Source organism: Pseudomonas sp. ICMP 10191, from assembly GCF_001467335.1.
In the GTDB taxonomy this organism is placed as follows: Bacteria; Pseudomonadota; Gammaproteobacteria; order Pseudomonadales; family Pseudomonadaceae; genus Aquipseudomonas; species Aquipseudomonas cerasi.
Genome location: NZ_LKGW01000064.1, coordinates 1 through 319, shown reverse-complemented (window position 1 = coordinate 319; position 319 = coordinate 1). Strand labels below are relative to the sequence as shown.

Annotated in this window: 1 pseudogene; it reads left to right on the top strand. The window is 55.8% G+C overall.

The features are described 5' to 3' along the window. Nucleotides 1-65: 65 nt before the first annotated feature. Nucleotides 66-319, top strand: a pseudogene (locus tag AO388_RS06550) (phage terminase small subunit P27 family); the annotation flags it as partial.

Below are 319 nucleotides of genomic sequence, written 5' to 3'. Positions count from 1 at the left end.
GCTTCTAGACCGCGCCCTCAGTCGTTTTTTTACACCCGCGAAATTAAAAATTCTGGAGTTGCGCGATGGGAGGTACCGCCACGGTCGCCGGCCGTGGTCGCAAACCCAAGCCGACCGCCAAGAAAGCACTAGCCGGAAATCCCGGCAAACGCGCGCTGAATAAGGCCGAGCCCGCTTTTTCGAAGATCACAAATGTTGATCCGCCCGAATGGCTCAGCGACCGCGCTTCGCAGATGTGGAAGATGATTGTTCCCGAGCTTCTGCGTGAAAACGTGGTCGCGATAACTGATTTACACAACGTCGAAGCGTTCTGCGTTGC